Annotated in this window: 22 protein-coding genes; 15 read left to right on the top strand and 7 right to left on the bottom strand. The window is 54.3% G+C overall.

Translation table 11 applies throughout. From position 1 onward, the window contains the following. Positions 1 to 122 precede the first annotated feature (122 nt). The 4 genes from ssb1 (at position 123) to NWP14_RS23355 (ending at position 5196) form a co-directional block, all read left to right on the top strand. Positions 123 to 665 (top strand): single-stranded DNA-binding protein SSB1, encoded by a 543-nt coding sequence (gene ssb1, locus NWP14_RS23370; RefSeq protein ID WP_095104908.1) that lies wholly within the window; start codon positions 123 to 125, stop codon positions 663 to 665. A 381-nt stretch (positions 666 to 1046) separates the two neighbouring features. Continuing rightward, complete coding sequence (locus tag NWP14_RS23365) at positions 1047 to 2135, top strand: cellulase family glycosylhydrolase (RefSeq protein ID WP_375216088.1); 1089 nt, start codon at positions 1047 to 1049, stop codon at positions 2133 to 2135. Between the two features lie 45 nt (positions 2136 to 2180). After that, positions 2181 to 3575 (top strand): MFS transporter, encoded by a 1395-nt coding sequence (locus NWP14_RS23360; RefSeq protein ID WP_375216087.1) that lies wholly within the window; start codon positions 2181 to 2183, stop codon positions 3573 to 3575. A gap of 277 nt (positions 3576 to 3852) precedes the next feature. Next, positions 3853 to 5196, top strand: a complete 1344-nt coding sequence (locus NWP14_RS23355; RefSeq protein WP_346430581.1) for a carbohydrate porin — start codon at positions 3853 to 3855, stop codon at positions 5194 to 5196. Positions 5197 to 5280: 84 nt separating this feature from the next. On the opposite strand, the gene NWP14_RS23350 is transcribed toward NWP14_RS23355, so the two are convergent. Next, on the bottom strand, positions 5281 to 6831 hold the full coding sequence (locus NWP14_RS23350; RefSeq protein ID WP_095104916.1) for a lytic transglycosylase F: 1551 nt from the start codon (positions 6829 to 6831) through the stop codon (positions 5281 to 5283). A gap of 83 nt (positions 6832 to 6914) precedes the next feature. Continuing rightward, positions 6915 to 7265, bottom strand: a complete 351-nt coding sequence (locus NWP14_RS23345; RefSeq protein WP_095104918.1) for a helix-turn-helix transcriptional regulator — start codon at positions 7263 to 7265, stop codon at positions 6915 to 6917. Positions 7266 to 7918: 653 nt separating this feature from the next. On the opposite strand from NWP14_RS23345, the gene bamA reads away from it, so the two are divergent. Together bamA and iraM are read left to right on the top strand one after the other, a co-directional pair. Further along, positions 7919 to 10342 carry an outer membrane protein assembly factor BamA gene (gene bamA / locus NWP14_RS23340; RefSeq protein WP_375216086.1) on the top strand — a complete coding sequence of 808 codons (2424 nt, stop codon included), beginning with the start codon at positions 7919 to 7921 and terminating at the stop codon, positions 10340 to 10342. A 442-nt stretch (positions 10343 to 10784) separates the two neighbouring features. Continuing rightward, positions 10785 to 11135, top strand: coding sequence for an anti-adapter protein IraM (gene iraM, locus NWP14_RS23335; RefSeq protein WP_095104922.1), 351 nt, complete (start codon positions 10785 to 10787; stop codon positions 11133 to 11135). Between the two features lie 11 nt (positions 11136 to 11146). Here the strand turns inward: iraM and NWP14_RS23330 are convergent, their stop codons facing one another. Continuing rightward, on the bottom strand, positions 11147 to 11614 hold the full coding sequence (locus NWP14_RS23330; RefSeq protein ID WP_198389070.1) for a hypothetical protein: 468 nt from the start codon (positions 11612 to 11614) through the stop codon (positions 11147 to 11149). Between the two features lie 21 nt (positions 11615 to 11635). Further along, entirely contained in the window at positions 11636 to 12514 is an 879-nt protein-coding gene (locus NWP14_RS23325; RefSeq protein ID WP_331833783.1) for a winged helix-turn-helix domain-containing protein, read from the bottom strand. Between the two features lie 449 nt (positions 12515 to 12963). Between NWP14_RS23325 and NWP14_RS23320 the strand changes: the two genes are divergently transcribed. The 6 genes from NWP14_RS23320 to NWP14_RS23295 all read left to right on the top strand — a co-directional run bounded on the left by NWP14_RS23320 (position 12964) and on the right by NWP14_RS23295 (position 19868). After that, entirely contained in the window at positions 12964 to 13560 is a 597-nt protein-coding gene (locus tag NWP14_RS23320) for a LuxR C-terminal-related transcriptional regulator (RefSeq protein ID WP_223261832.1), read from the top strand. Between the two features lie 140 nt (positions 13561 to 13700). Further along, on the top strand, positions 13701 to 14285 hold the full coding sequence (locus NWP14_RS23315) for a common pilus major fimbrillin subunit EcpA (RefSeq protein WP_331833782.1): 585 nt from the start codon (positions 13701 to 13703) through the stop codon (positions 14283 to 14285). 61 nt (positions 14286 to 14346) lie between these two features. Continuing rightward, positions 14347 to 15015 (top strand): hypothetical protein, encoded by a 669-nt coding sequence (locus NWP14_RS23310; RefSeq protein ID WP_095104929.1) that lies wholly within the window; start codon positions 14347 to 14349, stop codon positions 15013 to 15015. Between the two features lie 24 nt (positions 15016 to 15039). Beyond that, positions 15040 to 17568, top strand: coding sequence for a fimbrial biogenesis outer membrane usher protein (locus tag NWP14_RS23305; protein WP_095104931.1), 2529 nt, complete (start codon positions 15040 to 15042; stop codon positions 17566 to 17568). 40 nt (positions 17569 to 17608) lie between these two features. Continuing rightward, complete coding sequence (locus NWP14_RS23300) at positions 17609 to 19201, top strand: hypothetical protein (protein WP_223261833.1); 1593 nt, start codon at positions 17609 to 17611, stop codon at positions 19199 to 19201. Further along, positions 19191 to 19868 (top strand): fimbria/pilus periplasmic chaperone, encoded by a 678-nt coding sequence (locus NWP14_RS23295; protein ID WP_095104935.1) that lies wholly within the window; start codon positions 19191 to 19193, stop codon positions 19866 to 19868. The genes NWP14_RS23300 and NWP14_RS23295 overlap by 11 nt, the downstream gene beginning before the upstream one ends. 14 nt (positions 19869 to 19882) lie before the next feature. Here the strand turns inward: NWP14_RS23295 and NWP14_RS23290 are convergent, their stop codons facing one another. From NWP14_RS23290 to NWP14_RS23280, 3 genes are read right to left on the bottom strand one after another with little or no spacing between them, the layout of a single operon-like run. After that, positions 19883 to 20644, bottom strand: coding sequence for an inositol monophosphatase family protein (locus tag NWP14_RS23290; RefSeq protein ID WP_375216085.1), 762 nt, complete (start codon positions 20642 to 20644; stop codon positions 19883 to 19885). A 10-nt stretch (positions 20645 to 20654) separates the two neighbouring features. After that, entirely contained in the window at positions 20655 to 21674 is a 1020-nt protein-coding gene (locus tag NWP14_RS23285; protein ID WP_095104939.1) for a LacI family DNA-binding transcriptional regulator, read from the bottom strand. Further along, complete coding sequence (locus tag NWP14_RS23280) at positions 21671 to 22441, bottom strand: MBL fold metallo-hydrolase (RefSeq protein WP_375216084.1); 771 nt, start codon at positions 22439 to 22441, stop codon at positions 21671 to 21673. The genes NWP14_RS23285 and NWP14_RS23280 overlap by 4 nt, the downstream gene beginning before the upstream one ends. 171 nt (positions 22442 to 22612) lie before the next feature. Between NWP14_RS23280 and NWP14_RS23275 the strand changes: the two genes are divergently transcribed. The 3 genes from NWP14_RS23275 (at position 22613) to NWP14_RS23265 (ending at position 25730) form a co-directional block, all read left to right on the top strand. Next, a complete protein-coding gene (locus NWP14_RS23275; RefSeq protein ID WP_375216083.1) occupies positions 22613 to 23662 on the top strand; it encodes an ABC transporter ATP-binding protein in 1050 nt (349 codons plus the stop codon). A 29-nt stretch (positions 23663 to 23691) separates the two neighbouring features. Continuing rightward, entirely contained in the window at positions 23692 to 24831 is a 1140-nt protein-coding gene (locus NWP14_RS23270; protein WP_095104945.1) for an extracellular solute-binding protein, read from the top strand. Between the two features lie 68 nt (positions 24832 to 24899). Then, a complete protein-coding gene (locus tag NWP14_RS23265) occupies positions 24900 to 25730 on the top strand; it encodes an ABC transporter permease (protein WP_095104947.1) in 831 nt (276 codons plus the stop codon). Positions 25731 to 25735: the final 5 nt, after the last annotated feature.

Raw genomic sequence — 25735 nt, 5'->3', positions numbered from 1 at the left:
TGAAAAATTGTATAGCGATAAGATGTTTACTGGAATCGACGTCCCAGCTATCAAAATGCACCTTTGTGGTGTTAGTATTACCGGTTTACACTTATTAAGAAACGTATTCAGGAGATTCGATTATGGCCAGCAGAGGCGTAAACAAGGTGATTCTCGTCGGTAATCTGGGGCAGGACCCGGAAGTACGCTACATGCCAAGTGGCGGCGCAGTCGCTAACTTCACGCTGGCGACTTCCGAATCCTGGCGCGATAAGCAGACCGGCGAAATGAAAGAACAGACCGAATGGCACCGCGTTGTGCTGTTCGGCAAGCTGGCTGAAGTGGCTGGCGAATACCTGCGTAAAGGTTCGCAGGTTTATATCGAAGGCCAGCTGCGTACCCGTAAATGGACCGATCAGTCCGGTGCAGAGAAATACACCACTGAGATCGTGGTCAACGTTGGCGGCACCATGCAGATGCTGGGTGGCCGTCAGGGCGGCGGCGCTCCGGCAGGCGGCGGGCAGGGCGGACAGGGCGGTTGGGGTCAGCCTCAGCAGCCGCAACAGCCGCAGGGCGGCAACCCGAACCAGTTCAGCGGCGGCGCGCAGTCTCGCCCGCAGCAGCAGGCTCCGGCAGCGCCTTCTAATGAACCGCCGATGGATTTCGACGACGACATCCCGTTCTAATCAACACCCGTTTTAGAATAGCGGTCTCAGAATCATAAACCCTGCTCCGGCAGGGTTTTTTTGTACTATTGTGTCCTGCTTCCTGCTTCCTGCTTCCACTGCCAGGCAGCCACGGCACCTGACATATATTTGAAATAAATTATTTGTTAAACAACAGGTTAATTTGTTTTTTCCGCGTTCCACAGCTTCCCTATCCGCTACTCACCTTCTTGCGAAATCGCCTCATCCCCTGACCCGTTTCTTATGCGTAGTCGATCACGTTTCATCTTCATCAACGCACCGGGTTTGTGAGGATTATCTCTTTTCTGCATGCCGCCATTTGCTCATTTAGGGCATAACTAATATTTATTAGCTAATTATTATCAGTAATCAGGAGCAATGATGAAACAGCAGTGGAGCAAAGAGCAGGCGCAGGCGTGGTATCAGCAGCAGGGCTGGCTTTGCGGGTTTAACTATCTTCCCTCGACGGCGGTGAACTGGACCGATATCTGGCAGGAGGAGACGTTCGATGAGCCAACCATCGATCGCGAACTGGGCTGGGCGGCAGAGGCGGGTTACAACACGCTGCGCATCAACCTGCCGTTTATCGTCTGGGGGGACGATCGCGACGGCCTGATGGCGCGCATCGAGCGTTTCCTGGCAATTGCCGATAGCCACGGTTTTAGCACCATGCTGACGCTGATGGACGACTGCGGCTTTTCGGGCGATGAACCGTATCTGGGGCCGCAAAAACCGCCGGTACCCGGCAAGCATAACAGCCAGGCGGCGGCGAGCCCCGGACGGGACAAGGTCTGCGACCGCGACAGCTGGCCGCAGATCGAATGCTATATCCGCGACGTTATCCGCCAGTTCCGCGACGATAAGCGCGTTCTGCTGTGGGATCTCTATAACGAGCCGGGGAATCGCGGCATCTTTGCCACCGGCACGGTTGAGGTGCTGTACGACGAAAAGCTGGAAACTTATGCCCATGAGCTGATGGAGCTCGCCTTCCGCTGGGCGAGGGAAGAGGACCCGACGCAGCCGCTGACCGTCTGCGCCTGGCGCCTGTCAGAGGAAGTGGAAGGCGAGACGTTCTACCAGCAGCCGCTGGATCAGGCCGCGCTGACCCTCTCGGACGTGGTCAGCTATCACGCCTATACCAACACCGCCCGCATGACGGCGATTATCCAGCAGCTGCAGCAGCTGGAGCGGCCGATTTTTTGCACCGAGTGGCTGGCTCGCCACGTTGGCAGCACCATCGAAGAGCAGCTGCCGCTGATGTATATGGCGAAAGTCGCGCCTTATCAATGGGGACTGGTGCGCGGGAAAACCCAGACCTGGCTGCCGTGGCCGGTGGTGATGAAGGAATCTACCGATTACTGCCGGCTCTGGTTCCACGACGTCTTTGAAGAGAACGGGATCCCGTTCTCCCGCAAAGAGATTGCGCTCATCCGCAGGCTTCGTCACATCGCCCAGCCGTCACGGGCATAATAACAATATATCCGGCGGTACGCCGCCGGGATTAGGGTACACACTATGGCAACGACAATGAAAATACCGTCTCGCGAGTTGTGGTCTTATTTTGGCTATGGTTTAGGTCAGTGTTTTAGTTTTGGTTTAGTGGGTTCGTTTATTAACTATTTTTATACCGATGTGCTGGGCATATCGGCGCTGGCGGCCAGTACGATTTTCCTCATTGCGCGAGCGTGGGATGCGGTTCACGACCCGCTGTTCGCCAGCATCATGGACACCATTAACAGCCGCTTTGGCAAGTTCCGCCATTTCCTGCTGATTGCGCCGCTGTTAATTACCGGGGTCACGCTGCTGGCGTTTTATAAAATCGAAGCAGATATGACGACCATGATTATCTACGCCGGGGTGACCTATATATTGTGGGGCACGCTGTACGCGATATCGGATATTCCGTTCTGGTCGATGTCCTCGGTGATGACCAACGACTCCGGTCAGCGCACCCGCGCGGTGACGGCGGCGATGCTCGGCGTCAATGCCGGGATTGCCTGCGCCAACATCTTCTTCCCCAGGCTTGCGGCGTTCTTTGCCCAGTACAGCAACGATAAGGGCTATTTTATGGCGGCGCTGGTGATGATGCTGGTCGGCCTGCCGCTGATGCTGAACGGTTTTTTCCAGATTAAAGAGCGCGTGCAGGCCGGTCCGGAAAAGGTCACCATGCGCGATACCTTTCATAATCTGCGGCAGAACAAGCCGTTATTTATCGTCCTGCTGTCATTCTTTTTCTGCGTATTCCACAACGTCGCCGGCGGGATTTACATCTATTTCTTTATCTACAATATGGGCGACGGCGGGCTGCAGATGGCGATCGGTATTATGGGGATTGTCGCGGCGGTACTGTGCCTCGTGGCCCCGATGCTGACGCGCAGAATGCAGAAGCGGAAGCTGTTTATGATCCTTTGCGGGCTGGATATTCTGGTGCGCGTGGTGATGTGGTTTGCGGGCTATCAGCACGCAGCGCTGCTCTTTATTCTGCTGGGTTTAAGCACGCTATTTATCATGATGAGCAATATCCTGACCTCATCGATGATTGCCGACACCATTGAATACGCCGAATATCATACCAACAAGCGCTGCGCGGCCATTACCTTCTCCGGACAAACGTTTACCGGCAAAATGTCGGTGGCCGTCGGCGGCGGATTAATCGGCGTATTTTTGACGCTGATAGGCTACGTGCCGCAGGCGCAAATTCAGAGCGAGAGCGTGCTTAACGGACTGTTCTTCGGCATCTGTCTGCTGCCCGCATTTGGCTCACTGATCAGGATGGGCTGCATGTCGCGCTACACGTTTACGGAAGACAAGCATGCGGAGATTTGCGCTTTACTGGCGGATCGTCGGCAGGCTACGAGGCCGGAAAATGATGGCGAAGAAACGCTTAAGCAACCGCTGCCAATAAATTAGTTACGCCGTTAAAACAGGCTATCGGGTAAATAACCGATTATATCCCCGAGCGGGAGCAGCATCCCCAGGAGAAAACATACTGACAGGCCAGCAGCTCTCTGAGCTTACGCCGTTATGGCGTGCTGGAGCCCGGGTCTGGTCGCGCAAATAATAGTGTTACTGTCGTTAATAACCCGTCTGTGACGGTGGGCGGGTTATTATTGTCATCATCGTCATGCTTTATCCATAAACCCTAAATAATAAACTTCATTTAATTAAATAATAAAAGGCTTTACCGATGAATAAAATATGGGTCGGCTGTTTTTTGACGTCTTTATTTACCCCTGTGGTCAATGCTCAGGCGTCGTTATCCCTTGAGGAACGACTGGCACAAATGGAACAACGGCTGAAGGCGACCGAGCAGCGAGCGGCCAGCGCGGAGGCGGAGATCCACGCATTAAAACGTCAGGATACGCCAACGGCGGCGGCCAGCGCCGCTCCGGCCAAACCCGCTTTAGAACTTAATGATTATGGCGAAATAAAATTTTACGGCGACGTTGAGTTTAATATGGACGGCGCCAGCCGAACCGGCAGCCTGACCTCGATAAAAACCAGCGCCAATAAAAACTGGGCTCCGGGAGATAAAGAACGCTGGGATATTAACGGACGTATTCTGCTGGGCTTTGATGGATTACGGAAAGGCGCTAACGGTAAATACGCCGGATTTAGCGTACAGCCGCTGGCGGATATGAATGGCAAAATGAATCTTGACGACGCGGCATTTTTCTTTGGTCAGGAGGATGACTGGAAAATTAAAATCGGACGCTTCGAAGCCTATGATATGTTCCCGCTTAATCAGGATACGTTTATTGAGTATTCTGGCAACACGGCGAACGACCTGTATAGCGACGGCTACGGGTATATTTATATGATGAAAGAGGGACGCGGACGCAGCAGCAGCGGCGGCAACTTCCTGCTGAGTAAAACCCTGGATAACTGGTATTTTGAAGTGAATACGCTGGTGGAGGACGGCAGCTCGCTGTTTGTTGATCGGAGCTATCACGGCAATGCGCTGGATAATCGTAAAAACGCGGTTTACGTGCGCCCGGTGGCGGCGTGGCGGTCCGGTGCCTGGTCGGTGGCGGCGGCGCTGGAAAGCAACCTCGTGAATAACGCCTACGGTTACCAGAATCAGGATGGCCGCTGGGTCGATCGGTCCAGCCGTACCGGCTACGGTATGACCCTCAGCTGGAATACGCAGAAGGCTGACCCGCAGGATGGGGCGGTGGTCAATTTGAGCACCGCGTATCTGGATGCGGCGGACGAAAAGGACTTCAGCGCCGGGATTAATGCGCTATGGCATCGCGTGGAGCTTGGCTATATCTACGCGCATAATAAAATCGACCAGTTCAATCTGTCCGGGGTGAGCGCGGAGTGCGATGGGGACTGCGCGATTCTGGCCCCGGGACGCTATGACATCCACACCATTCACACCTCGTGGCAGTTGCCGAATATCATGGATATGCCGAACTTTAATATCTACCTCGGGGCTTACGCGTCGTGGCTGGACTCGTCCGCAACGAAAACCGGCAATACCGATGAGCGCTACGGCGCGCGGGTACGTTTCAAATACTTCTTCTGATAGGGCAAGCGGCGCATATTTTGAGATACGCCATCCCGGCTGGCAAAAACCCCGCTTCGGCGGGGTTTTTATTGTCTTTTCGCCTCACTGCGCGACCGGTATGCCGCCTGTTTTAAACGAAATATCCGCGCGTCGGGCTCCGGCGGTTGCCTTCTGCCTGCGCGTCATCTCATCGACGATCAGCCGGTAGGCGATGTAGTACTTATAGATATTGCTGACGTAGGTCACGGTCTCGGAGCCGATCTTCTCTGCGGCCAGGTACTCCACGTTGCCAAACCAGATATTAGGGTCAAAACCGCGCTTTTTCGTTTCAACCCGCAGGCGGGCTATTCTCGCCGGTCCGGCATTATAGGAGGCGAAGGAGAACAGCGCCTTATCGAGCTGCGTCATCGGCTCGTCGCCGTAGTACCGGTCTATCATCCAGCGCATATATTTCACCCCGGCGTGGATATTCGGATCAAGCTTGCTGATATCGCCCACCTTCAGCTCCTTACCGGTACGCGGCATAACCTGCATCACGCCTATCGCCCCGACGTGGCTGCGCACCGACTGATTAAGGCGCGACTCCTGATAGCCCTGGGCCGCCATCAGCAGCCAGTCGACGTCGTAGCGATCGCCGTACTTACGAAAGATATCCACCATCGCTAAAAATTTACGCCGCTCCTTTTGCGCCGCCGCGTTTTTGACATATTTAGCATCTTTCAGGTAGCGCAGCAGGATGGTATTCCCCAGCCTGCTGCCCTGGCTGTTGGTCTTCACAAACTGATTAAGCGAAGCGAGCAGCTGGGGGCTCTCTTTGCGCACCGCCCAGGCGATGCTGGCATCATCGCGCAGGACGATAGTCTGGTGTACCTCGATTTTAGGGAACACCTGCTGCCAGAACAGCGCCTTATGGCGATCGACAACGGTCAGGGGGATAAGGCCGGCGTTGAGCATCTCAATCAGGTCCTCATCCTCAAGCGATTCCGGGGCTGCATCAATGACCACCGGCTGGCGCGACTCTTTCAGAAAGCGCGCGTTTAGCGCGACCAGGCTCTGGTAATAGCTTGAGGAACGGCGCACGAATACCGTCTTGCCCGAGAGCTGGTCGATATCGCTGACCGCGGGAGAGCCCGGCCCGGAAAGCAGCAGCTCCTGAACGCGGGTATAAAGCGGCGCGCTGAAGGCGACCTGCTGCTGGCGCTCCGGGGTGATGGTGAGGTTCGCGGCGACGATATCACCCTTACCGGCATTGAGCGCGTCGATCAGCTGGTCGCGCGCCACCGGAACGAAGATGATCCGCACCTTGAGGTGGCGGTGCCGGAGCTTATTCTCCTTCATCAGCTGACGATTAAGGTCGCGCTCGTACTCAATGAAAATGTCATGCGTGGCGCCGCGCTGGGTGCCCTTATTGATAAAGAAAAAGGTTTTGCTGTAGGTGGTCAATACCCGGATGGTGCGCCGCTCGAGCATGCCGGAGAAATCCCCCCGCCAGGGTTTTAGCATCTCTTCGGGATTGATCTCCAGGGTCTCTCGCGGCTCGGGCGCCGGCGGTTTTTTCTCCGCGGAAGCGGCATAAACGGAGCCAACAAACAGCATCGCGATCAGACAGGTAAAGTAAGCGATAAATAATCGCTGCAAACAGAGGATGTTCATGGCGCGGCACTCCGCAGGGGCATCCTTTCATTTTAGTCAACTCCGGGCGGTTAGCGCGTTCGCCTGGCGGCTGAACGGCGGCCTTATGCCGCTGAAATTTTACGAAACTGCGTAGGCGTGACTGAATAGTATTTTTTAAAGGTCCGATTAAATGCGCTGATGTCCTCATAGCCGGCCATAATGCAGATATCGACGATGCGAAAGGCCGGTTTTATCTGCAGTAAATCCCGACAAAGCAGCATCCGCTGCTGCCTGATGAATTCCATTGGCGACATCCGGAAGTATTGCTGGAAAAGGCGAAACAGGTGCCACTCTGAATAGCCGGAAAATACGCTTAGCGCATTCACGGTGAGTTTTTTCTCCAGATTATTTTTTATCCAGCACACCAGTTCGTGCAGCACGGCCTGTTGGACCCCATTTTTACGCTGATTCATGCCAGTTCCAGAACGATGGCGCCCGCCGCTTCATGGCGTGGGCAGAGGGTGATGTCACGGTCAGGTTCCCGCCCGGCATGGCTCTCTGCCGGGTCTCGGTGTCCAGCGCCGCCGCGGGAAAATGCCTTACCGTCCCTGGCAAGGCGCCACTACTTTGCTTTTAGATATCGCAACCGGCTTTCCATGATGCTCCCATAAGCCTCTGCGACCTTATCCTGTCATTTTGAGGAAAAGATGAAGAAACAGGATTAATATATCTGGTGATATATTTTTGAGCACATTCCGTGGCGCGGCCTGCATAATTTATTCAATATCTCTTCATTTTATCTGCGGCATTATAAGCTAATTTTTGCGTGTTCCTGGTCAACCCCAGAGAGCATCATTCCTAACAAGATCTTTCCCCCTTTCAACCAATGCGGAAGGGGGCTTTTTTATTTTTTATAATTAATTAAAAATGCTTTATATATTACTGCCTGACTCTCTCAGACCGAAAAAACAGGTTCGAGTTCCGCTGATAAATATTTTTATTTACGGTTCTTTAAGATCCATCTTTTCTCCATTGTTTCATCATAATTAAGTGCAATTCTGCGCCTCGCTTACGTTAATCCCAGCAGATTCATGCTATTTCTAAATCTCTCTTAAATAAAACGCCCATGCTAAAGAAAACAAATATCATTGCCGGATTATTGATTTCACCCTTAACGCTTTATGCCGCAACGTCGAACCCTGTTGATGATATTCGCTTTGAGGGCCTGCAGCGCGTTACCGTGGGAGCGGCACTGTTGAGCATGCCCGTTCATCCGGGAGAAGAGGTCTCCAATGACGATATCAGCGACGCGATACGCGGCCTGTATGCCAGCGGCAACTTTGAGAATGTGCAGATCCTGCGCGATGGCCGTGCGCTGGTGGTACAGGTTAAAGAGCGCCCGACCATTGCCAGCATAAGCTTTGCCGGCAATAAGTCGGTTAAAGACGAGATGCTGAAAGATAATCTAACCGCCAGCGGGGTTGAGGCGGGTAGCGCGCTGGATCGTAACGCTCTCAGCGAAATAGAAAAGGGATTACAGGATTTTTATTACAGCGTCGGAAAATATAGCGCCAGGGTCCATGCGGTGGTGACGCCGCTGCCGCGCAACCGCGTAGATTTAAAATTCGTCTTTCAGGAAGGGATGTCGGCAACTATTGCCCAGATTAATATTATTGGCAATAAAGTATTTAGTGAAGAAACGTTGCTCGACCAGCTTCAGCTGCGCGATCATGTTCCGTGGTGGAATGTCGTCGGTGATAAAAAATATCAAAAACAAAAAATGGCGGCCGACCTTGAAACGCTGCGCAGCTATTATCTCGATCGCGGCTATGCGCGTTTTGCCATTAATTCCAGCCAGGTCAGTATTACCCCGGATAAAAAATCGCTATATCTTACGGTCAACCTTGCGGAGGGGGAACGCTATAAGGTAAACCGCACCATCGTGACGGGGGATATGGCCACGCATGGCCAGGAAATTGATGCGCTGGCCCAGCCGCTGTCCGGCCAGTGGTATAGCGGAGCAGAGATTACCGCAGTAGAAAACGCGATTAAAAAGCGCTTCGGTAAATATGGCTATGCCTGGCCGCAGGTGGCGACGCATGCCGAAATTGACGATCGGCAGAAAAGCGTGACGTTGCGTATTAACGTTGAGGCCGGCCGCCGCTACTCCGTACGGCAGATTCGTTTTATCGGCAACGATACCTCGCGCGATGCCGTTTTACGCCGTGAAATGCGCCAAATGGAGGGCGCGTGGCTCAATGATGAAAAGGTACAGCAGGGAAAAGAGCGCCTTGACCGCACGGGCTATTTCGAGACCGTTGAGAAAGAGATAACCCCGGTTGCCGGCAGCCAGGATCGGGTTGATGTCGTCTATAGGGTTAAAGAGCGTAATACCGGCTCATTTAACGTCGGTCTGGGGTTTGGTACCGATAGCGGCGTCAGCTACCAGCTGGGAGTGACCCAGGATAACTGGCTGGGTACCGGCAACAGCGTCAGCTTTAACGGGACCCGCAATAGCTATCAGTCCTATGTTGAGCTCGGTGCGACGGACCCCTATTTTACCGTCGACGGCGTTAGCCTGGGCGGCAAAATTTTCTATAACAGCTACGACGCCTCCGATGCCGACTCCGGCAGCTATAACCAGCAGAGCTACGGCATTGGGAGCAATCTCGGCTTCCCGATTAGCGAAAATAACTCGCTGAATCTGGGCGTCGATTATGTCCACAACCACCTGACCAATATGGAACCGGAGCTCACGACCTGGAATTACCTTAACTCGCGGGGAATTTATCCGCAGGTGGTGACCAAAGATGGCGACAGCGGGGCGGAATATAGCGCCAATGATTTTTTTGTCAGCCTGGGATGGAGCTATAACGATCTCGATCGCGGGTTTTTCCCCCGCTCCGGCAATAAAAGCAGCCTGAGTGGCAAAGTGACCGTCCCGGGATCTGATAACAGCTATTACAAGCTGACCCTCGATACCACCCAGTACGTGCCGCTAAATGAAGGCCAAAGCTGGGTGTGGATGGAGCATCTGAAAGCGGGCTATGCCGGCGGCCTGCAGGGTAACGCCGTGCCCTTTTACGATAATTTCTACGCCGGCGGATCGTCATCGGTACGCGGCTTCTCCTCAAATACCATCGGCCCGAAAGCGGCCTACTATCGCTGTAATGGTTCTGAAAGCAGCTATAGCGGCTGCCCGCTGGATACCTCTTCCGACGCGGTAGGGGGGAATGCTATGGCGGTGCTGAACAGCGAGTTTATTATTCCTACGCCGTTTATTAGCGACAAATACGCCGACAGTTTGCGGACCTCGCTCTTTGTCGATGCGGGAACGGTATGGAGCACCTCGTGGCAAAATAGCGCCCAAACGCTGGCTGCGGGGATCCCGGACTATAGCGATCCGCTGCATATACGAATGTCGGCAGGTATTGCGGTACAGTGGATGTCGCCGCTAGGCCCGCTGGTCTTCTCATGGGCTGAGCCGTTTAAAAAGTACGATGGCGATAAGACCGAGCAGTTCCAGTTTAATATCGGCAAAACCTGGTAAGCGGAGGCAAAGAGCAGCCCTGCGACCACCACGCCGCTGCGTGAATGATGACGGTCGGAGTGTTATCACTCACCCAGCGGGCGGCGGGGCGGATCGACTCACATTCCCCGGCGGTTATTTGCCCGCCAGCGGGAAAGTGAGAGCTCGGACCCGAAAATAGTCTGTTTTCCCGTTATCTCGTTGCTTAATCTGAATTCCGCCTCAATATTTTTTTGTAAAGTTATGCAGGGTTATTTTATGATTTTCTGGCTTTATCTATAAATATGTATTTGTAGAGTCTTTATCTACGTATTAAATATTAGGGTGGTTACTTGTAAATGGCTGGATCGGTTTTTACGGGGGACCGTTGCATATCACATTATTGCGGTGAGGACTTGCGATTAATTATAATATTTGCTATCTCTGGACACATGGTTGCAGGCCAAGGATACAAGGACGAAATATGAAATGGACGGTGCTTAATACAATCATATGCCCGCATTCTGGGGTGGCGTTCTCCAGTATATGCGGATTACGGTTTTTAAAATTTATCATCTGGTATGAAGCGGATATTCTTTTGATTCCCGGCGAGTCAATGAAGCTGTATTCATCTAAGGTTTTGATAAACAATAAATACCACTTCTTTAAAGTTTATAACATTGCGACCTACAGCGATACGCAGTGGGAGGCGCTGAGAGAGCGGCCATCCTGCCCCTATGACTTCGGTGCAACGACCGCAGAGGGTTGCTGCTACCAGCCGCACTGTGTCATTAAACGATGTCCTGTCAGCTATCAACGCCAGGCTATATGCTAAACTGGCGGCTATTAAGCGCGGGTATTTTCACAGACGAAATAGGGCGTATTTGTCGACATCAATACCCACGCATCAGACTTTACCTTTATTATTTTAATAATGAAGTTATCTTCCTTGCTAATTTCTGTAAAGAATGGCGGGAAAATATCATCGAACTTTTCAGAGAATGCCGGTGAGCTGGTTCTCATGTTTGAGTTATTGTTTTTGAAAATATAGATGTTGCTCTTGTTTTTAGTGTAAGAGAAGTATTTGCGAATAATGATATTATCCCGTGCATTTCCGGAATTGCCGCTAAAGGTAATTAGACCATTACCATTTTTAGTGAAAAACGTAACTGAAAAGGAGAACACTTCATCATCATTGATAATCGAAAAGGCAGAGTTACAGTCAATGCTATCATCATCTTCGCGGAAGTTAATGTAATATATGGTACCACCGATCATCATAACAATGATTATGAGAGTTATTACTTTCTTCATTTTATATACCGATGTTGTGTTTTATTTTAAGTAGTAAGATGAGGTACAAAATGACTTCTTGCTTGATTTAAGCGGATAGCGACAAACGATCAGCGACGTTCTGCTCGACGGATAGTGATTGGTAATATATACCGTTTGCCCATCGGAACAGGTGATGTGCTTCTCCTGAAGAAAATGAATAAAAAACTCATCAAATCTTAGATCATCATTGCGAAACACCGTACAGGCACCGGGAGTGGCCAGTTCGGTATAAGAGGCGAAAGGCGCGCGAGTTTCAGTAAAATAATAAATATATACGAACAGTGCTATCGCCAGCAGGCTTGCGAAACCCGCGATTTTACATGTTCCTTTTTCTTTTCCAGCGAACCTGAGACCAGAGAGTATTCGCGGGGAGATCTTGTGTTCTTTTTCTGGCGGCGGCGACGATACGTTATCCTGAGGAGGTCCCGGGTCTTGTCGCTGCAGGTCGATGCTTTCTACTGCCGGAGGTTGGTGGAGGTTATTAACAATTTCCTCAACATTCTGTTCACTATTGCCTTTGGGCCCCGGCTTGTTTTCAATACGCTGAGCCAAAATGGCGGTCTCATCGGCAATCATAAACCCCCGTTTCGGGATCGTTTGAATTATGGTGCCGTTAACCTGCAGGCGATTTAGTGATTTGCGTAGCAGAGAGATGTTTTGGTGTAGGGTATTCGGCGTAACGTTCATCCCTCTTTCTCCCCAGGCGTTATGCAACAGCTCCGCCTGGGTGACTATTCTGCCCTGGTTTTTAATTAATAAAACAAAGCAAAGGCTTGCTGGAATTGCCAGAGTGATACGCTCATTGTTTTCTATAGAATGCAGAGTATGCGCCGTAGGGTTGAACCTGATCGTGTTCTCGATAACGTAAATAGTATCCATATATCGTTTCTTATCGTGAGAATAGTTACCGCTGCTGATATTTATCTAAGATTTGATATTGCGATACTAGCATTAAAGCTTACCCGCAGCATTCATTCATAACTAAGAATTATCTTAATCCACCAGGATGTTTGTTATAAAAGGCCTCATATTTGTTAACTTAAGGATATTTATCATTTTATTTTCAATGAGTTACGTTTTTACATAAAATCAACAAATGTGATTTCTTTACACTTCATAACTTTATGAGTAATAAAATATGAGCGCTACGACTATTATTGCTACACAAAGTTTTTCGGCGGTGACGTAACAATATTAATAAAAGGATGTGGTCGTCCTGCGATAACAATGTTAATAAATAGCAAGATCGTGCCAGGTTGTTGTTACAAGTCCGATATAATCAATAAAGAAGGCGTCGTGGAGGTGTTTTTTTCGGACTGGTTGGCCCAATGGAACAGAGGCTGGTTATTATGGCTGTACTGATTGTAACTGATAATTATTTCTTTATGCAGGGCTTGAGCCATTTGGCCGATGACTTCTGTTATATCGGTTGTGCCGGTAGTTTTGATAGTGCGAATGCCCGTGAGCAGTGTATGGCGCTGAGTGCTGAAGACTATGTGATTATCCATTTTTCACACTTAGACCATATATTATGTTTCTACAGGTACTATCTTTCTAATAGCCTGGCGAAAGTTGTTGTGGCACCGGATGCAAAGTTTGTTAGCGACGTTTCGGACATTAATGATATTTATTTTCTCTCGGCCAATGCCAGCGTCAAGGCGGTAGAGAACATGTTAAAACTTAAAAAGTATAAAATAAGAAAGAGAAGCCTGACCGCACGGGAAGAAAAAATAATGTCATTAATGATTATCGGTAATTTGATTAATGATATTTCGGAGATGCTCGGTTTAAGCATCAAGACGATTAGCTTACATAAAAGTAATACCAGCAATAAAGTCGGTTTAATTAACACCAACAACATAACGATGCTGGCCCTGATGCGATTTATTCTGCCGGCATCGAAGAGTGGGGTGCGATTTATTTAATCGGCCTGACAAGCACATCCTGTCGATTTATTAAAGTATTTGTTTTTAAGAACCCGTGGTTCTTAAAGGCGATCATTCCATAAAGAACTATGGAACAGTATGGGCCATAAAAAGCCTCTTATCTTTATCAGGTGACAAATATGAAATTGAAAATGTTGGCAGCAGCTCTGATTACTACTTTCTGTGTTGGCGCTGTTCAGGCCGCTGATGTTACGGCTCAGGCAGTAGCGACCTGGTCTGCAACCGCTAAAAAAGATACCACCAGCAAGCTGGTTGTCACTCCGCTGGGCAGCCTGGCTTTCCAGTATGCTGAAGGGATCAAAGGCTTTAACTCGCAGAAAGGCCTGTTTGATGTTGCGATTGAAGGCGATGCTACCGCAACGGACTTTAAACTGACTTCCCGTCTGATCACCAATACCCTGACTCAGCTGGACACCTCTGGCTCTACGCTGAGCGTCGGCGTTGATTATAACGGCGCGTCCGTAGAGAAATCTGCTGACACCATCATGATCGACACCGCAAACGGCGTACTGGGCGGCAACCTCAGCGCGCTTTCTAATGGCTACAACCAGACTGGCCGTACGACCGCTCAGGATGGTTTCAACTTCTCTATCGTTAGCGGCACCCTCGACGGCACTACGGATGTAACGGATTACAGCACGCTGCCGGAAGGGATCTGGAGCGGCGACGTCAGCGTACAGTTCGACGCGACCTGGACCAGCTGATTTCCCTGTAGCACAAAGCGGGGGGGAGTTCCCCCTGCTTTCTTTCACGGATTGAATTCCCATGAAAAACCGTATTCTGGCTATTGGCCTCTGTTTCTGCGCAATTATGCCGGCCCAGGCGCTGGACGTTGGCGATATCTCCTCTTTTATGAACAGCGACAGCAGCGTGCTCAGCAAAGAGATAAAAAATACCACCGAGAGTGGACGTCTGATCAATATCCATATGGAGCGCCTCTCCTCACCGCTTGATGGCGGCAGCGTCATTCCGATGGAAAGCCAGGATGAAGTTTTGCTTACGCCAGCCAGCCTGCTGCTGCCGGCGAAGAGCAGCGATGTTATTCGCTTTTTCTACAAAGGCCCGACGGATGACAAAGAGCGCTATTACCGCATCGTCTGGTTCGATCAGGCGCTAAGCGACGCGCAGCGCAATGGCGCAGCCCGCAGCGCGGTAGCGACGGCATCGGCCCGTATTGGCACCATTTTGGTCGTTGCTCCCCGCAAGGCGAATTACCGCTATCAGTACGCCAACGGAACGCTGGTGAATAGCGGAAACGCGACGCTGCGTATTCTCGCCTACGGCCCATGCCTGAAGGCGGCGGACGGCAAAGACTGCAAAGAAAATTATTACCTCATGCCCGGTAAAGAGCGCCGATTCACGCGCGTCAATCTTGCCGATAAAAAAGGACGGGTCGCTCTCTGGCAAGGCGAGCAGTTTGTTCCCGTAAAATAACAATGATGCTGACGGGATAAGCTTATGCCACGACTACGGATTTCCCCGGAGCTGAAAGCGCTCCTGGCTTACGGTATGGTGATTTTTTCTGTTCCGCTAAGCGTCAGCGCGGCCCCGGAGCAGATACCGCAAATCGGCGGCGTAATTATTCCCCGGGCGTTTAGCCAGGCGCTACAGGACGGGATGAGCATCCCGCTCTTTATTCATCTGGAAGGCAGTAAGGGAAACGAGGACGATCAGCGACTCGGTAGCGCTTTTATCTGGCTGGATAACGGCGTGCTGCGCGTACGCCAGATCCGGCTGGAAGAGAGCGATAATAATGCCACCGTTAGCGCCCAAACCCGGCAGATGCTGTCCTCGCTGGCGAACGAGTCGTTCGACAGCGATCTGCGCATTAAGGTCACCGCCGACGCGCAGCTGCAGCTCAGCCTGCGCCAGCTTTTGCTCCAGCTGGTGGTAAAAAAAGAGGCCCTGGGCACCGTGCTGCGATCGCGCAGCGAAGATATCGGTCAGTCCAGCGTTAACGCGCTCAGCAGCACCCTGAACTATAACCTCGGCGTCTATAACAACCAGATGCGCAACGCCGGCAACAGCACTTCCAGCTATCTGTCGATGAACAGCGTTACCGCCCTGCGCGAGCATCATCTGGTGCTGGACGGCTCGCTGTACGGCGCCGGAACCAGCAATCAGGACAGCGAGCTGTATAAGGCGATGTACGAGCGTGATTTCGCCGGTCACCGCTTCGCGGGCGGGATGCTCGATACGTGGAACCTGCAGTCCCTCGGTCCGATGACCGCCATTTCGGCAGGGAAAATTTACGGCGCCTCCTGGGGCAACCAGGCCAGCTCGACGGTATTTGATAACTCCCAGTCGGCCACGCCGATTATCGCGTTCTTACCCTCCGCCGGCGAGGTGCACCTGTCGCGCGATGGCCGCCTGCTGAGCGTGCAGAACTTTACGATGGGCAACCATGAGGTTGATACCCGCGGCCTGTCGTACGGGATTTACGATGTTGATGTTGAAGTTATCGTCAACGGCCGGGTGGTCAGTAAACGCATCCAGCGGGTAAACAAGCTGTTCAGCCGGGGACGCGGAGCCGGAGCGCCTTTGGCCTGGCAGGTCTGGGGCGGAAGCTTCCATATGGACCGCTGGTCAGAGGGCGGCAGAAAGACGCTGCCTGCCAAAGAGAGCTGGCTGGCCGGGGCCTCCGCAACCGGCTCGGTGGGCGCCTTCAGCTGGGCCGCAACCGGCTACGGCTACGATAGCAACGCCGTTGGCGAGACCCGGCTGACGCTGCCGCTGACGCAATCCATCAACGTCAACCTGCAAAATATGCTGGCCAGCGACAGCTCGTGGAGCAGTATCGGCAGCGTCAGCGCCACGCTGCCCGGCGGCTTTAGCTCAATCTGGGTCAACCAGGAAAAGACGATAATCGGCGACAGGCTGCGGCGCAGCGACGCCGATAACCGGGCGATTGGCGGGACGCTGAACCTTAACCCGCTGTGGTCAAAGCTGGGCACCTTCAGCATCAGCTATAACGACGATCGCCGCTATAGCAGCCACTACTACACCGCGGACTACTATCAGACCCTCTACAGCAACGCCTACGGTTCGCTGGGCCTGCGCGCGGGGGTCCAGCGCTTTAATAATGGCAACAGCGGCGCCAGCACCGGGAAATATATCGCGCTCGACTTTTCTCTGCCGCTCGGCAACTGGTTTAGCGCCGGGATGACCCACCAGAACGGCTACACCATGGCCAACCTGTCGGCGCGCAAGCAGTTTGAGGAAGGGAGCGCGATCCGCACCGTCGGCGCCAATATCTCCCGGGCAATCTCCGGCGACACCGGGGATGACAAAACCCTGAGCGGCGGTGCCTATGCCCGGTTTGATACCCGTTACTCCAGCGGGACGCTGAACGTTAACAGCGGCACCGATGGCTACGTGAACACCAACCTGACCGCCAACGGCAGCGTGGGCTGGCAGGGTAAAAATATTGCCGCCAGCGGGCGTACCGACGGTAACGCCGGGGTGATTTTTAATACCGGTCTTGAAGATGACGGCAAGCTGAGCGCCAAGGTTAACGGGCGGGTATTCCAGCTCTCGGGTAAACGTAACTATCTGCCGCTCTCGCCCTACAGCCGCTACGAAGTTGAGCTGCAGAACAGCAAAAACTCGCTCGACAGCTACGACATCGTCAGCAGCCGCAAAAGCCGTCTGACCCTCTATCCGGGCAACGTGGCGGTTATCGAACCGGAAGTGAAGCAGATGGTGACCGTATCCGGGCGTATTCGCGCCGAAGACGGCACGTTGCTGGCCAATGCGCACATTAATAACCACATCGGGCGTACCCGCACCGATGACAACGGCGAGTTTGTGATGGATGTAGATAAAAAATTCCCGACCATCGACTTCAGCTACGGCAACAACCAGCGCTGCGAAGTGGAGCTTGAGATTAACAAAGCGCGCGGGGCGGTATGGGTCGGCGATGTGACCTGTAACGGCTTGAAAACCTACGCCAGCAACCTGTCGACGGGAGAGAATTATGAAGGCTAAATGGGGTGCGCTATTGACGATTTTGCTCGCCTTGACCGCAATGACGCGGGCCTATGCGGCGGTGTCCAAAACGAACTGGCCCGATGCGGTGGCGGTGCAGTATGTGTTTGTGGAAAACAACTCTGACGATAACTTCTTCGTCACCCCAGGCGGCGTACTCGACCCGCGTCTGACCGGCGCCAGCCGCTGGACCGGGCTGAAGTATACCGGTACCGGCACTATCTATCAGCAGAGCCTGGGCTATATCGATAACGGCTACAACACGGTGCTGAACGCCAACTGGCAGTTTGATATGTGGCTGGAGAATTCGCCGGTATCCAACCCGCTGAGCGGCCTGCGCTGTATTAACTGGTACGCCGGCTGCGATATGGCGACCAGCCTGATTCAGGCGCCGGTGCTGGATGCGAGCGGTTTCTATGGCGCGACGGTTACCACCGGCGGGGCTAAATGGATGCACGGTATGTTATCCGACGCCTTCTACCAGTATCTGCAGCAAATGCCGGTAGGCGGCAGCTTCTCCATGACCATCAACGGCTGCCAGACTTCCGTTAATTACGATGCCAGCAGCGGGGCGCGCTGTAAGGATCAGGCTTCCGGGAGCTGGTATACCCGCAAGGTCACCCATACCAAAGCCGCAAATTTAAGGCTGCTGAACACCCATTCCCTTACCGAAGTATTTATCAACACTGACGGGGTGCCAACGGTCGGTGAGGGGAGCACCAACTGCCAGCCTCAGACTATCGGCACCCGCTCCGGCCTGAGCTGCAAGATGGTTAACTATGCTCTGGAAAACAACGGCCTGAGCAATGCCTCTATCCATATTTTCCCCGCCATCAGCAATTCGTCGCTGGTCTCTGCGGTGGGCATCTATGATATGCAGTTCAGCCTCAACGGTAATACGTGGAAACCGGTAAGCGGCATCGCATACTATTACAACTTCAATGAAATGAAGTCCTCTGACTCAATTTACATTTTCTTTTCGAATAACTTCTTTAAGCAAATGGTCGCGCTGGGGATCAGCGATATAAATACCAAAGATTTGTTTAACTTCCGCTTCCAGAACACCACTTCGCCGGAGTCCGGCTGGTATGAGTTTTCTACCTCTAACGCCCTGATTATCAAGCCGCGCGATTTCAGTATCAGCATTATTTCCGATGAGTATATCAGCGCGCCGACCCGCGAGGGCTACGTGGGGCAGGGCCGGCCTTCGCTGGATTTTGGCTATATCGTCACCACCAGCGGCAGGACCGCCGCCGATGAGGTGCTGATCAAGGTTAACGGCCCGGCGCAGACCATCGGCGGGCGTTCATACTGCATCTTCAGCTCCGCGGACAATGCGACGAAAGTGCCTTTCCCGGCCACGCTGACCTTCACGACGCAGAGCGGCGGCAACAAAACCTACGATGCCGGCTGTGACGATAGCTGGCGCGACATGACCGAGGCGCTGTGGATGAGCACGCCGTGGAACGATGCTTCAGGCGATCCTGGCGTGATGAATAAAACCACGGTGAAGTTCTCCATCCCGATGAATGACGGGATCTCGCTGAAAACTATTGATGATGACGGCTGGTTCGGGGAAGTGAGCGCTTCAGGTGAAATTCGGGTTCAGGCGACGTGGCGAAATGTTAACTAATACGATACGCGCGATGGCGTGGCTGCTGGCCCTCTGCCTGCCGGCGGTCGGACAGGCCATATCGGTAGGTAACCTGACCTTCTCGCTGGGGGCGGAAGAGAGCTTTGCCGCGAAGCGGGTGCTGAATAATAACAGCAGCGCCCGCCTGTATCAGGTCTCGGTGGTCGGTATTGACCGTCCGGGCGGGAAAGAGGTTCGCTCCCGCCCGGCGGACGGCGAGCTGCTCTTCGCCCCGCGCCAGCTGACCCTGCAGGCGGGAGAGGGGGAATATTTTAAATTCTACTATCACGGTCCCCAGGACAACCGCGAGCGCTACTATCGGGTCTCGTTTCGTGAAATTCCCACCCGCAACCGCGTCGAGCGCAATACCGCCGGGGCGGCGGTGAGCATCGACCCGGTGGTCGTGGTGGAGACCATTATGGCGGTGCGTCCGCGTCAGGTAGCGTTTAAGTGGGCCTTTGACCGCCAGGCGGGCACCGTCAGCAATAGCGGCAACACCTGGTTTAAGCTGCTGATTAAGCCCGGATGTGATGCAACGGAAGAGGACGGCGACGCCTGGTATTTACGCCCTGGCGACGTGGTGCGCCAGGCCGCACTGCGGCAGCCTGGAGATAAGTACATTATTTACAACGACAAATTTATCAAAATATCCAACGACTGCCCGTAGCCATCTGCGGGCGGCTATTTGCCAGTCAGGGCCATCAGGCGCGACTGAACCTCGGGGCACCCGGCCAGCACCAGGTTACCGCTGAACAGGCCGTCGTTGGCAAGAAAGTCGCTGCTCGCGCCGCCCGCTTCGACGATCAGCAGGATACCTGCCAGCGCATCCCAGCTGTTCATATGCTCCTCATAATAGGCGTGCACCTGGCCGGCGGCGACGTGAGCCAGCATGAGCGCCCCGGCGCCAAAGCGGCGATACTCCATGCCGGCGTCAATCACCCGCTCAAGCATGCGGGTGTAGTTTGCGGCGGGCGCCCGGCTGGATCGCCCCATGCCAATAACCACCGTTTCCGGGTCCGGCTCGCGCAGCGCCAGGCGCTTATCGTTGAGAAATGCGCCTTCGCCGCGGCGGGCAAAGAAAAATTCGTTCCGGTCCGGAGCATAGATAATTCCCAGCTCCAGCGCGCCCTGCCTGACCCAGGCCAGAGAAATACACCAGTAATCCATACCCAGAATATAGTTGGTGGTGCCGTCGATAGGGTCGATTACCCAGGTTCCCTGCTCTCCGGCCTGCAGGCCGCTCTCTTCGCCGAGAAAACCATCGTTGGGGCGGTGGGCTGCCAGCCAGCTTTTGATCTGCTGCTCGACAAAAACGTCGGCCTGCGAAACAAAATCCTGGCGCGCTTTTTTATCCACCTGCAGTCCCGAATCGCGCAGCTCCTGCGCGCGCGCGCCCAACTGGCGAATCAAATTACATAGCGATTGCTGCTGTTCTTCCGTCATAGCCTGGCTCTTATGTGGTTGATGGCGACGTGCGCCGGTGAATTAAATCGACCTTCACCCACGTGGTGCGTGAAGGCTGTAGCGGATCGCTGGCCCGCTCCAGCAGGCGGGTGAGCGCCTGGCGGGAGATCTCCGCCACGTCCTGATGCAGGGTGGTGAGCTGGTAGCTGTACTGGGCCGTTTGCGGCGTGTTATCAAACCCGATGAGCTGAAAATCCGCCGGGGCCTGTTTGCCGCGCTGGCGCATGCCGTCGAGAAAGCCGCAGGCCAGCTGCGCGTTGGCGCAAAAAATGCCCTCCAGCGCATCGTCGGCGTCGGCGGCGGCCTGCAGGCCGCCCTCATAGCCCTCAAGAGAGGCAAACAGCGGCTGAAGATCGCGCCGCGTATCGACCCCAAGTTCGGTAAGCGCCTGATAAAACGCTTCGCCGCGCATTTGTCCGGCCCAGGTAGAGTGGCGATGGTTTAACCAGCCAAAGCGGCGGCAGCCGGCCGCCACCAGCTGCTTTGCGGCCAGCGTCGCCCCGGCTGCATTATCCGAGCAGACGTAATCGACGCAGGGAATATTCGGCTGGCGGTTAATGCCGACGACCGGAATTTGCTGCTGGGCGAACTCGTTGACCAGCGACTCTGGCGGCTGGCCGGAGGTGACGATCGCCCCGGAAACGCGGAACTGCGCAAAGCGGCGGAGGGTCTGGGCCAGATCCTGCTCGCTGCGGATCTCGCTGACCAGCGCCTGAAAATCGCGGCGCTGGATCTCGCTCAGCAGCCCGTCGAGCAGGCTGCTGCGAAACGGATCGTTGATGCGGGAAACGATCACCCCGATCAGGTGGCTGCGCCGGCGGTTGAGCCCCTGGGCGAGAAAGTTGACCTGATAGCCCAGCTCTTCCGCAGCGCGCAGCACCCGCTCGCGGGTGACCGGAGAGATGCTGCCGTTATTACTCAACGCCCGGGAAACGACCGCGCGCGAGACGCCGGCGCGCTGGGCAACGTCCTGGGCGGTGATGCTCTGTTTTCGGGGGAGTGCGCTCATGCCGGGCTTTCCTCGCCGCTGCGCGGTGGCTGATGAAGATCGTATTGTAAGCCGTCGCGGCTGACGAACAACCCGTTCCAGGGCCGGCAGGCCACCCGCAGTGCCGGCAGAATCGCGTCATAGCAGTGATACAGCCCCATAGCGGGCAGCGCCAGCGTTTGAAACAGCGTCAGGCAGGTCGGGAAATCGCCGTGGGAGGCGTCATCGCTCAGCGAGGTGAGCGAAGCGCACTCCTGAAACGCCAGATCTGCGCCCGCCATCAGCGCGATCGACTGCGGCGTCGGGCGGCCGTCGCCGCTGTAGAACAGGCTTTTCCCGGCGATGGCGATGCGGATAGCGCGGTTGGTTAGCTCGTGCTGGGTTTCGGCGGTGCGGATCTGCCAGTCGTGCCACGTCCATGCCGGGGCGCTGTCGCGCCACTCAATCGCAAAGCACAGCGTGGTGTCCGGCCAGTTTGCCAGCTGCGCCAGCTGCATCAGCACCGGACGCTGCTGCGGCTGGCTGTAGATAATCAGCGGCTTATGGCGGGAAAAGCTTTTCCAGTAGTTGAGCAGCGCCGTCAGGCCGGTACAGTGATCCGGGTGGACGTGGGTGAAGTAAATGGCATCGATATCGTTAATATCGCCCCCTCGCTGCCACAGGGCGCGGGGGATAGTGGGGCCGCAATCAATTAGCCACTGACGATTTTCATCATCAATAATGCGCAGCGCAGAGGTATTTTGGCTCTCTGAGAACGCGCTACCGCAGCCAAGAACATCTATTTTCATTTACCCTCGCCAAAAAATTTTCGCACTTAATTAAATTGTCACAAATACCCGACAAAGTAGGCTCACATCATGTCGAGTCAACGTTGCATTTTTTTTACAGCCAAATGAACACGTGTTCATCCTGGCGCGAATAAATAAAAAATGCCTACAGAAGAGTTTTGGGTACCGAATATGAGCTATTTGCAAATTGCCCATCTGAGAATTAGCTACGGCGATAAGGTTGTCCTGCATAATATCGATCTGGCGGTAGAGAAGGGCGAGATGATCGCCCTGCTGGGGCCATCGGGCTGCGGGAAAACCACGCTGCTGAATGCGCTCTGCGGCTTTATCCCGGTACAGAACGGGGATATCGTCGTCGCCGGAAGGGATATCACCCATAGCGCGCCGGAGCAGCGCAATATTACGATGGTTTTTCAAAGCTATGCGCTGTGGCCGCATCTGACGGTGGCTCGCAATATCGGCTACGGCCTGAAGCTGCGCAGGTGGCGTCGCGACGATATCGACCGCCGGGTGGCGGAGCTGCTGCATATCGTCAACCTCCCGGGCCTGGCGGAAATGAAGGTGACCGAACTTTCCGGCGGCCAGCGTCAGCGGGTTGCCCTGGCGCGCGCCCTGGCGATTGAGCCGGACGTGCTGGTGCTGGATGAACCGCTCTCCAATCTGGATGCCAAAGTCCGCCTTAACGTCCGTCATGAAATAAAAGCGCTGCAAAAGAAGCTCGGCTTTACCTCATTAATCGTCACCCATGACCAGCAGGAGGCGCTGGTGATGGCTGACCGTATCGCTGTATTAAATAACGGAAGAGTTGAGCAATTAGGGACACCGGAAGATATATATCAACGTCCGGCTACGCCTTTTGTCGCCGATTTTATGGGGGCCGATAATAAAATAAATACCCGCGATATCCGCTCCCTCGACGGCATTCATTGGCGCACCCCGACGGCATATTCAGATGCGCATTCTGAGGAGCAGGTGATTTATTTCCGCAGTACCGACGCGGCGCTCTTTTCATTAGCGGATAGCGCGCCGCAGGAGGGGCTGACGCTTGACGGTATCGTCGAACAAAGCGCCTTCCTCGGCCATTTATATCGCCACAGCGTGCGCTGTCGCGATCGCCTGCTGCTGGCGGATTCTACCCGCTGCTGGCCAGCCAGTTCGCCGGTCAGGCTGCACGTGCCAACGCCGGCGCTGCATATTTTTCCTTCATCTCATGCAAGTTGACATCATCGTGTTCATTCTGGGGATAGACCATGTTTACTAAAACAAACGTTGCGATAGCGACTGCCGTACTCCTGAGCTACGGCGCGCAGGCCGACACCATCCTGAACGTCGCGACGGCGGGCGATCAGAATATGGTGGATTACGTAAAAACCTGGCTGGGGCCAAAGTTTGAGGCCGCTCATCCGGGCGTAAAGGTGCAGGTCATCGGCACCGGGCCGGGGGACGCGGGATCGAACAAAATTATCGAAAAGCTGACGGCGCAGAAGGAGAGCGGCGCCAGCAGCTGGGATATTGACGTCGCCGTGGTGCATCAAAACGCCGGCGGCGAGCTGGTGGAAAAAGGGCTGTTAGAGAAATACCGCCCGCAGATTAAGACCGGCAGCCTGGTCACCGCCGACAACGCTAAAAACGCCCTCGGCGTTAACGTCGACGGCTATGTGATGCCGATGTTTTTAAGCCAGACCGCTATTGCCTGGAACAGCGAGGCGATCAAAGCCCCGCCGGCCTCCTACGATGAGCTGGTCGCCTGGGCGCAGAAAAACCCGCAGGCTTTCGGCTATAACGGGATTAAGAACGGTATGTCCGGGGTCAGCTTCGTTGTGGGCTGGATGTATGCTTACGGCACCGACGCGCAGCGTCTCTCCTCCCTGCCGTATGATAAAGGCGTGGAGAAGAACTGGAGCCAGGCCTATGAAAAGCTGAAGGCTTTTAATAAAAACGTCACCTTTACGCCGGGGAACGCCGGGACGCTCGATATGCTGACCCGCGGGGAGATCACGATGGGGCCGGTATGGGTGGACATGTTCTACAGCTGGAAAGATCAGGGCAAACTGCCGCCGTCGATCAAGCTGTCCCTGCTGGCTCCGGGCATGCCGGGACAGCCGATGTATTACGTAACTCCGGCGAAGGCGGCGAATCCGCAGCTGGCGCGCGAATTTATCGAGCTGGCGACCAGCCCGGAGGTTCAGGCGCAGGGGATCGTTAAGCAGTTTAACTGGTATCCGGGCATCGATGCGCAGCACGTTAAACCGCAGCTGGATGCCGGGACGTGGCAAAAGCTGTTTGCTGAGATCTCGCCGCAGGCGCTGGCGGAATACGGCAAAAGCTTCCCGATTACCGCCTATTTTGACGATATTAAAGAAGGCTACGAAAGCCAGGTCGCCAACTAATCTCTGTCGATGCCCGGGCCGACGCAGCGTCGGCCCGGGCGTTTCTCCTCGCTGATATCAGGTTTGCTATGCGTATTTCGTTGAAATATCTGCTGCTGGTTGCTCCCGCCGCGCTGACCATCGCCGTTCTGTTTTTATATCCGCTGGGCTTCTCGCTGATTGCCGCCTTTACCAACGATGCGCAGCAGCTAACCCTGGCCCACTTCCGCAAAGTCTACGCGCTCTACTCCAACGATATTCTGTTTACGCTGATCGTCGTGCTGAGCTCCGTGGCGCTGCTGGCGCTCATTTCCATCACCCTTTCCGCCGTTATTACCCTGTCCTCCTGCCGGCCGATTGTGCGGATGCTGGCATTTTTATATCGGCTGCCGCTGTTTATTCCTTTTATCGTTGCGGCGCAGATGATGCGGACGTTTCTGGCTAAAAACGGCTTAATGAACAATGCCCTGGTCGCCAGCGATCTGCTAACGCCGATGGAGACTATCTCCTGGCTGGGCTGGAAGGGCATCATTATCACGTTTGTCTGGAAGCAGCTGGCGTTCGCTACGCTGCTTATCTGCGGCGCAATGGCGGCGCTTGAGCAGTCGCAAATTCTCGCGGCGCGCAACCTGGGCGCCTCTCGTCCACGGATCCTGTTCGATATTATTTTGCCGCAGGTGCTGCCCGCTATCGGCGTTGCGCTGGTGCTCTCGACCGTCACCATGATGTCGGTGCTGTCCGTGCCGCTGATGATAGGCGTCGGTACGCCGACGATGATCACGGTTGATATGGCGTTTCGCGTTAACTCCTACGGGGATTACGCCGTGGCTAATGCTCTGGGCGTCGTTTCGCTGCTTATCTGCGGCGCGCTGTCGTGGTTTTATCTGCGCCACAGCCTGCGGCAAAAAGGGGGAGAATAATGAAA

Origin of the sequence: Klebsiella sp. C349492 (genome assembly GCF_042055345.1) — a bacterium.
Lineage (GTDB): Bacteria > Pseudomonadota > Gammaproteobacteria > Enterobacterales > Enterobacteriaceae > Klebsiella > Klebsiella scottii.
This window is presented reverse-complemented; position numbering and strand designations above follow the sequence as displayed.